Genomic DNA, 9535 nt, shown 5'->3' with positions numbered 1-9535 from the left:
ACATCTACGTAAATTGCATCTAAGTTATTCATGCCCTTGCCTTGGTAATCTTATGTTTCTTGGTCGAAAGATCTGATCACCGCAAGGGCATTTAGTTCCATTTCTTATGTGCAGCTCAGGTTAATTACTTTTAAACAACCGGTTGGTTTGTTCCGCCTTGCTGATAACAAGCAAGGGCTTGCAAGTGCTCAGTATAAAAACGGCATTGTAACCAGCTGGAAAATTAAAGGGCGGGAGGCGTTTTAATGGAAAGCCTAAACGCTGCCCTACTTGATGATTTAGCCACCAGTGGTCGCGCGCGCTTTTTTGTACGCCTGGCGTTTAAAAGTGGTGATGTTTTACTGCATACAGGTGTGGGTGAACGTCGCTTTGCTAATTTAACCTGGCATGGCGTGGGTATGCTCGGCACTGTTAGCGAAATACCCGCCAGCGATAAAAACGACAGCACCAGCATACGCTTAACCCTGCATACTCAAGACCAATCCGTATTAGCTGAGGTGGCCGAAAACGACCCCATTAGCCAAGGCTGTGAAATTTACCTTGTAACCGTTGATGAGCATTACCGCGTTAGCCAAAGCCAGCTGCTTGAAAGCGGCTACATTGTTGCCTGTGACGTAGAGCGCGGCGATGTATCGCAAATACAGCTCAGTGTTGCGGGTGAAAGCGAGCGCTGGAAAGAAGCCCGTTTAAATCAACGTTGGAACGATGCTACCCAAAAATCACTATACCCGGGCGATGTATTTTTTAGTGAACAAGCCACCGCCAATAAACAAAACCTACCTGATACACAACCTGGTAACTACATAGGAGGTAAGCGCTATGAACGTCGCCGCTAAGCTTAGTGCGTTTATTAACCAACGTAACTGTGAACCGTTTAAATGGGGCAAAAATGATTGTTGTTTATTTGTTGCTGATTGGGTGCTATTTGCAACTGGTAACGATGTCGCTGCAGACTTTAGGGGTAACTACCGCACTGAAAACGGTGCGTTTAAACAATTATTTAAACGCGGTTTAAACGATGTTCAAAGTGTGTTTAAAGACCGTTTAAACCCATCTATACCTACTGCGTATGCCCGCCGAGGAGATTTAGCAGTAGTTAAGTTTAAAGGTGACCTAGTTGGAGGTATCGTAACGGTTAATGCTGTTGTTTGCGTAGGTGAATTCGGTTTAGTTAGCTTACCCATGAACACCATAAAGGCAGTTTATCCTTTGGAGCCGCGCAATGTCTAAAGTCGTTGATACTGTTGTAGATACTGGCGGTGATATATTTGGCCTTGGCAGAAGCATTTTTGATAAAACCGTGGGTGCTCTTTGGGACTCTCTATCCCCAGAAGTACCTGAAGAAGATTTAGCGACCCTTGGCCAGGGGTTACAAAAGGGTATAGACCAGCCTAGGCGCATTACATTTGGACGCGACCTTGTTGGGGGGGTAATTGCACACCAAGCAGAAGTTGAAAAAGGTGACAAGAAATGGATGCAGTTAATTGTTTTAATTAACGGTGCGCCCATTGATGCCCTTGAAGAGATTTACATTGCTGATAAAAAGCTAAGCGAATACCCCACTGAAAGTTGGGATTATGAGTTAAGTGATGGCCGCCAAACCATTGCAAACACGAAAGCAATGGCAAAAATGGCTGGCTGGACAAGTGAGCATATTGGCTTTGGTCAAAGCTATATTTTTATAGAAATTGAAAATAACCGCGAAGTGTTTGAAGACGGCATAAGCGATATGGGTTTTTTAATACGCGGTGCTCGTGTATGGGACCCGCGCGATACAAGCCAAGACCCTGACGATGAAAGCACCTGGATTTGGAGCCAAAATGCGGTACTGTGCGCCCTGCACTATGTACGATTTTATGGTGCGTATGAGGTACCGTTTAGCCGGTTGCCGCTTCAGTGGTGGATTGCAGCCATAAATGTGTGTGACGAAGAAGCCGAATTTACTGACGCTGAGGGCGTTGTGACCACTGAGCCACGCTACACAACCAACGGTAGCTTTACGTTTAGCACCAAACCCATTGAGGTACTAAACCAATTAGAAGCCTGTTTTGCTGGTAAGATATTTAGACAAATGGGCCAGTGGTATGTTCGTGTAGGTGCCTGGTATGGCAACCCTACTCACACGATTAACCAGGATGACGTACACGGCAATATTAAAATTAAGTGGCATGCTGATTTACGAGACCGTGCTAATGTTGTACGTGCCACTTTTACAGACCCAGACCAAAACTATGACCGTACTGATGCACCGCCCGTAGTGTCTGCTGGGTATCAAGCCATTGATAACCAGATACTTGAAAAGTCTATATCACTCCCATTTGTGCGCAGTAGTACTACAGCACAACGCCTTGCGACAATACATTTAGAACAAACACGTTTAGGCGAAATAGAGTTACCCCTTAAACACAAAGGCTTAGCTGCAGCTGTTGGCCGCACTGTGTATTTAAACTTACCTGGCGAATCGATAAATAATAAGGTTTACCGTGTAACAGAGCGCCGCTTTAGACTAGATGGCGGCGTGACCTTAATGTGTGTTGAAGACGCCCCTGATTTATGGGCTGATAATTTAGTACCTGGTGCACAAAATTTAACGCCAAACAGTGACTATTTAGTGGGCAAACCTCAGCCTATTTTTGATGTACGGGTTACCATTGATGGTGACGGCAATGGTATTATTAAATGGAACCACCCTGCGCCGCTTGCTGTACACGAGTACGATGTTGAGTTTATTAATACTGCTGCTAACGAGGCGGTATTTAAAACCTCTGTAACTTATACGCAAGTTGTAATACCTAATTTGCAACTGGGTGAGTACACCGCGCGTATTAGCGCTAAAAACATATTTGGCCAGCGCTCATTACTTGTTGCTGTGCAATTTAGTGTACTCACCCCTACTTTGCCGACTGTGCATGTAACTGCTGATTATAACCAAATTACATTAACCGCCGAGATTACTGCAGCTGGTATTGGCACTGCGTTTGAGTGGGAGTTTTTAGGCTCTGTAGCACAACCGCAAAGTGGCGAACGTGTGCTTGCACAGATTTATAATCGCATTGGTTTAAAAAGTGAAACTGAGTATAAATTTAGAGTTCGCAGTGTTAATCACTTAGGTTCGAGTGATTGGGTAAATATTACGGCCACTACAACTACCGTTGATTTAACTGAATACATTAATGAATTACCACTCACAAAGCTCAGTAAGGACGCACAAACCCTAATAGAAGATATAAACACCCAAGTAGACCGCCTACGCCCTGAAACTGAAAACAACTTGCCGAGCCTAATTGCAAAAAATATTGATGCCCTCACGGGTTTAAATAGCAAGGTTGAGGTTATAGATTCAGAAAACCCTAACAACCTACAAGCCCAGCTTGCACAATCAAACTCTCAAATAACCAATTTAGAGCGCATTACTGAGGTGTTAGACCCACAAAATGAAACGGGTTTACCTTCACTAATCAAGCTAAATAACTTAGCTATTGAAAAAGAACGCCTAGCCATTCGTAACATTGAACTTAGCGTTTTAAACACCGCTGCTAGCTACACTAATTGGCGTCAAGAGTATGAACGTAGAGTCGCAACAGGTGAACGTTTAATTGATGCAGCCGTGTATATTGATAAAGATACAGGCACTATTGTTAACCGCGCTCACGCTTACACCGATGAAGCATTTAGATCCGCCTCTTTAATGGTTGATGGGGTAAATAGTAAAATCTCGCTAAACGCGCAAGAGTTAGCCAGTTCACAAACCCGTATCTCAAAAGCTGAGGCGCAATTAGTTGTTCAAGCGGCGCAAATAAACCAAAAAGCCACCTTTGAACAAGTAGACTCGCAAATAGCCGGTGCATTGGCCGCGTTACAACCCGCTTACAACTGGCAGTTTAATAGTGGTGATGAAGGATTTAACCCACAAAGCCACCACGCCACCGGTTACATTGTGGCCACAAGCAAAATCACTAGCCCAGCAATCAATTATGATGCCGATGAAAATCCAATGTTTCGTTTGCGTGTTCGTAAGCATGCGGGCGCGCAGTGGCTAGGTAAAATCTATTTCAATGGCGGCAATTCAACCATTAACTTACCAGAGCCGACCACAAATGAGTGGGAAAACTTAAACGTTGATGCTACGGGTACGCAAGATTATACCGGCACCATTAACAGCTTAGAGTTTGATCTTGGTGCGTGTGATATAGACTTTATTCAAGTGGGTAAGCGTGGCGCCAATGATTTAGCACTTGCCGACATTACAGCTCGAACCACTGAGCTTGAACAAGACATAAACGCGGCCACGGGTATTATGGCCCAATACGCCACCACAAATTGGGTAACAGCCCTTGGCTATCAAACACAAAGTAACGTTCAAACGTTAATTGATACATTCAATAGCACATACAGCATAGCAGCCACGCTACAAGAGCTTAACGACCAACAAGTCATTATTAAAGCTAATGCCGCACAAACATGGATTGATGGCGCAGAGGCCACAATACGTGACCAGGTTAGCAGTATTTTAAACAGTGACGAGGGTGTAAACCAGCGTTTGAGCCATGCCGAGCAGTCGCTAGACGCTGTAGCGGGTCAAATAACCTCAAGTGTTACGCAAGTGCAAGGTTTAGCGCGTGATGTTAGCGACCAAGGCATTGCTGGCGTGTTAGCCGCGTACAATGACTTATTGCTTGAGCAAGATTTAGCCGTGCAAGGTGTAAAAATAGCCACGGCGCAAGAGCGTTTAACAGCAATAAGTAATGATGTTGAAAACGTAGCAAGCCAAACCCTTGAACTAATGGCACTGCAAGGTCAAAACGCCGCGTACCTAACGAGCTTGAACCAAGCGTTTGCAAATGAGAAAACAGCCAGAACCATTGCAGAACGTGAACTAAAAGCTGAAATAACCACGCAAAGCACTCAAGCTGTAGCGCAAGCTAATGAGCGTTTAAAAGCTGTAGTTGGTTATTGTATTGACGAAAATGGCAACACGGTAGACGAGCCAGATGCCATAGCGTGTATTGCTGCAGGGCATGAATGGGTAGATGGCCCTTTGGTGCAGTTAATTAATGATTACACCACGGTGTTCGTTAATAACCAAGGCTACCAAACAGCGGCCAACGTACAGCAGTTTATAAGCACCTTTGATGGCGAGTATGGTATTACAGCCACACTACAAGAGTTAGACAGTAACGGTACGATTGAAGCCGCTAAAAGTGCACAGCAATGGATAAGCGCCGCCGATGGCACCATTACCGACCTGATCACCCAGTTTGTTAATACCCCTGATGGTATAAACGACTCGATTGCACATGCCGAGCAGCTTATACAAGCCAATGCCGATGATATTGAAAACGAAGCCACGGCTCGCCAACAATTATCAGTACGCATGGGTGAGGCCGAATCTGACTTAGTAAGCCTAGACGAAGCGATAGTAAACGAGCAGCAAGCCCGTGCGAGCCAAGTTTCACAATTACGTGTTGAGTTCCAAGCGCAAGATATAGCCATGTTGGCTATGGCCAACGAGTACACCCGTGCAACAACGGGCTATTGTGTTGATGCCAACGGTGAAATAGTTGATCAGAACGATGCCGCGCAATGTGAACTTGATGGCCACACGTGGGTTAATTTACCCTCAGTACAAAAAGCTATTGAGTTAAGCGCCGCCTATGTAAATGAGCAAGGCTACCAAACGCAAAGTAACGTTAGCCAGTTAATTGATACGTTTAACAGCAACTATAGCATAACGGCCACGTTGCAGGAGTTTAACCAGAACGACACACTGGAAAAAGCCAATAATGCCCAGCAGTTTATAAACGCCGCTGAGGGTTACATTAAAGAGCAAATCACGGTATTTAATGCGGCTGAGGGCAGTGTAAATGCTAAGTTTGCCAATGTAGAACAAACGCTTGATGCGATCAACGGCACCATAAGTAATAATATTGTGCAGGTGCAAGGCTTAGAGTTAGACCTTGAGAATAAAAACCTAAACGATGTAATCAACTCGGTAAACCAGTTACTAAAAAATAATGAGCTGACAAAAGAAGGTGCCAAACTGGCCGTGGCTCAAACCGAGCTAAAAGCGCAAACGGATGAAATAGAATCTGTAGCTAGCCAAGCACTAGAATTAGCCGCGATTTTTGAACAGGCCAGCGGCCAAATAACCGTACTAAATCAAATTGTGGCTAACGAAAAGCAAGCCGCTGTGGTGCGTGATGAACGCTACCTTGCCACCTTTGACACCGTAACCGCCCGATTTAGTGACGTAACCACAGCCATTGCCACTATTGATGAAGCTAATACAGTACGCGATCAAGAGTTTGAATCGTTTGTGGCCGATACCATTAGTAGCTTTGATGAAGTCGCTGAAACCTTTGCAAGTCAAAATCAGGCGTTTACAACACTTTCGCAAACCTTAACCAGTAAGATTGAAAACGACACCGACCAAGCAAAAAATGAAGCTATCGCCACAGCGCAAGAATACACCCGCACCGCCGTTGGCTACTGTGTTGATGCTGAGGGCAACATTACCAGCGAAAATGATGCTGTAGTCTGTGTTGATCAAGGGGGGTCTTGGGTTCAAGGCCCATTAGCTGAGTACATTTCTAACTTACAAATTAGTGATGGGGAAAGCACAGCCAGCATTAAAGAGTTAAAACAAGTCTTTAAAAAGGTAAACGGTGAGTTAGTGGCCCGTGGCGGGTGGGTGCTTGATAACAATGGTCGCGCCGTGAGTGTGGCCGGTTATAACGATGGAGAAACCGGCAATTTAGATTTAGTGGCTGATGTAATACGCCACGGTGTTATGGTCGGTGAGACCTTTGTGCCAACGATATACGTTGATAACACTGATCCGGCTAATCCTGTGCAAACAGTTCGTGGCCGCATGGTGTTAGGTGATGGGTATGCCGTAGATAGCGTAGATGATATACGCGCCCAAGATGGTGCCGATGGGGTGAGTGTTGCACCCGTGTATTTATACAAAAGAGCCAATAATTTACCCGACAAACCTCATGACCCTATTGTTTATGATTTTGTCAGTAAACAACTCGCCTCTCAAACACTAAATGGGTGGAGCAGCACCATTCCTGAAGGTACAGAGCATTTATATGTAATAATGGCAAGTGCATCTAGCACAGGACGTTACGACACAATACAGCCCTCAGAGTGGTCTAACCCCGTAATATTTTCGGTTAACGGCAAGGAAGGTACAGACGGTCTAAATTCTGCCACGATCAATATATATAAACGAGGCACAAGCACACCAAACCGCCCCACAGGGAGTGCAACATATAATTTTGAAAGCACCTCACTTGACGGGCTAACCGGTGGGTGGAGCTTAACCGTACCCAGCGGTAATGACCCTATTTATGTACGGACGGCATTTACAGCCAGTCCATTTGAAACCAGCACCATTGAAGCTAACCAATGGTCAGAGGCTAACGTTTTAGCTAAAAATGGTGAAAAAGGCGAACAAGGCGAAAGTGCCTATACAAACTTAATTCGCTCACAAGACCATTGGGTTGAAAATACCACTGGGTGGCAAGGTATTTACCACCAAAATGGCGCAGAGAAACACAACAAAGTTATCTCATGGATTGGCCCCGAGGGAACGTATGAACCCGTTTGGGTTTCTGACTTAGAAGCTGATGGCCCCGCAGGTGGTTGGACTGCCGAAGTACCAAACACAAATAAAAATCTTTCTTATCGCTACAGCGTATGGATACGTGAAGATGAGGGCGAAGACCATAGCGTATATTTAGGGTGTGGCCAATGTAAAAACCTAGATCACACCGACAACGGCAACCCCTATTTTTTCCACGGTAACTTACCCGCCAAAAGAAAGTGGTATCTGGTTGTGGGTGTTTTACACAGCATTAATAAATCGGATGCTCAAGACTCCGGTATCTCTGGCGTTTATGACCCAGAAACCGGTGAAAAGGTGTTATCTGGTAGTGAGTTTAAGCAAAGTGATAGCTCAAATACACATGTGCACCGTGTATTTAGGTTTTATGCTAAAAACGATAAGTATGCCATGTTTTGCCGTCCACGAATTGAGGCTATCACCGGCGAGGAAATGAGTCTTGGCTTATTGATGGGGCGCATTCCTAAAGATGGCCAAACACCTCAAATCACCACCAACGCTGATGGGTCGTACACGATTCAAAGTGGTACGAGTTCAATAACCATTAAAGATGGTAATGATGGTGATGATGCGCCAATACCAACGGTAACAGATAATGGAAACGGCACCCATACCATTACTGATGGCAGCGGTAATAGCATTGTGGTTAAGGATGGAAATGACGGATATACCCCCGTTAAAGGTGTTGATTACTTTGATGGTAAAGACGGCAGTTATCACAGCCTGATTTATCAAGCCGCAACCACGATGCCCGCTCAACCTTCGGGGGGCACATTTAATGGCACTACCGAAACGTTCCCAAATGGGTGGCATGATTCGCCTTATTACGTAGAAGGTAAAACAACCTATGTTTCTAAAGTTATTTATAGAGACACAGGCGGCGAAAATTGGTCTCGTGGTTATTGGTCTGCCCCTGCCGAGTATATTATTAAAGGCGAGGACGGCAAAGATGGGCAGAACGGCCAGAACGGGCAGAACGGCCAAGATGGCACCCGTGGCTCGGTACAAATTGAAGTGGCCACAAGTACCGGCGTTTGGTATGACTCAACGGCGAATAACTCCCTGCCAAGTGCGCCGGTTATACATGACCGTGTAACCATTTATAAAGCCAGTGACCCAGCGGTGCAAACAACTAAGCGCTATACCGGCAGTAGTTGGCAATCCTATGTACTACACGTTCACGGTAGCGCACTGATTGACGATACCGTTGACGCCAAAGTATTACGAGCAGGTACACGTATCGCTTCACCTCGTATCGACCTGATAGGTGATAGCTTTATGAAAATAGAGTATGCACCAGGTTTTGGGCCAGATAATGTTTGGTATTGGTATGGCCCTAAGATACTAAGCAATGGTTTGCCTAACTTAGCTGCCCTAACAAAAGCCAATGCCCTCGAATGGAAAGACACCGGTGGCAACGGTTACTTTGGTGGCTCTATTGTGGCCGGTACGTATAGCACCGCGCTTACAACCACCGACTTATCAGCCGATGCCTTTGTCGAAATTGGCCCATTTGGCTCAAATGGTGGCGTAATTAATATTGTGTGTTCATTGCAGCTTAACTCGATGGCCTCGGGTACAAGCACAAACCCTGCAGGAAAGCCAGGCGATCCCGTATACACCATACAGCTATCAGAGTTAGTAAATGGCTCATGGGTAGCGCGCCAAACGCAAACCTACCACGGCGCGGGCACAATTGTTAATAATGAGTATGATCGTGAATCCGACTCATACCATTGGCTACTAACCCAATCGGCGTCAGGGTCTTTTACCTATACAGACAATAAGCGAACCACTACAGACAGAACGTACAAGCTCGCAATAACAAGCCGGTCAGGCGTAAATATTTACGGCTCATGGCAAAACCCTTCACAAAAACTTTCAATTATTTCACAAGAGGATTAA

Annotated in this window: 3 protein-coding genes; all 3 read left to right on the top strand. The window is 45.4% G+C overall.

Features of this window, described 5'->3' with window-relative positions; genetic code table 11:
- The first annotated feature begins 245 nt into the window (after positions 1–245).
- The 3 genes from PSI06_RS12975 to PSI06_RS12965 are packed head-to-tail and all read left to right on the top strand — an operon-like array spanning position 246 to position 9535.
- Positions 246–836 carry a hypothetical protein gene (locus PSI06_RS12975; RefSeq protein WP_004586576.1) on the top strand — a complete coding sequence of 197 codons (591 nt, stop codon included), beginning with the start codon at positions 246–248 and terminating at the stop codon, positions 834–836.
- Entirely contained in the window at positions 820–1230 is a 411-nt protein-coding gene (locus PSI06_RS12970) for a DUF6950 family protein (RefSeq protein ID WP_004586577.1), read from the top strand. The genes PSI06_RS12975 and PSI06_RS12970 overlap by 17 nt, the downstream gene beginning before the upstream one ends.
- Positions 1223–9535: a hypothetical protein gene (locus tag PSI06_RS12965; protein ID WP_273603896.1), complete on the top strand. Its 8313-nt coding sequence runs from the start codon at positions 1223–1225 to the stop codon at positions 9533–9535. Before PSI06_RS12970 ends, PSI06_RS12965 begins: the two co-directional genes overlap by 8 nt.

The sequence above is a fragment of the Pseudoalteromonas sp. GABNS16E genome (assembly GCF_028598715.1).
GTDB lineage: Bacteria > Pseudomonadota > Gammaproteobacteria > Enterobacterales > Alteromonadaceae > Pseudoalteromonas > Pseudoalteromonas atlantica.
Note: the sequence above shows the minus strand (reverse complement) of the source record. Positions and strands in the feature narration are given on the sequence as shown.

What these genes read in the sequence shown, in the direction of transcription:
- PSI06_RS12975 (WP_004586576.1), top strand. Translation starts at nt 246, where the DNA reads ATGGAAAGCCTAAACGCTGCCCTACTTGATGATTTAGCCACCAGTGGT.
- PSI06_RS12970 (WP_004586577.1), top strand. Translation starts at nt 820, where the DNA reads ATGAACGTCGCCGCTAAGCTTAGTGCGTTTATTAACCAACGTAACTGT.
- PSI06_RS12965 (WP_273603896.1), top strand. Translation starts at nt 1,223, where the DNA reads ATGTCTAAAGTCGTTGATACTGTTGTAGATACTGGCGGTGATATATTT.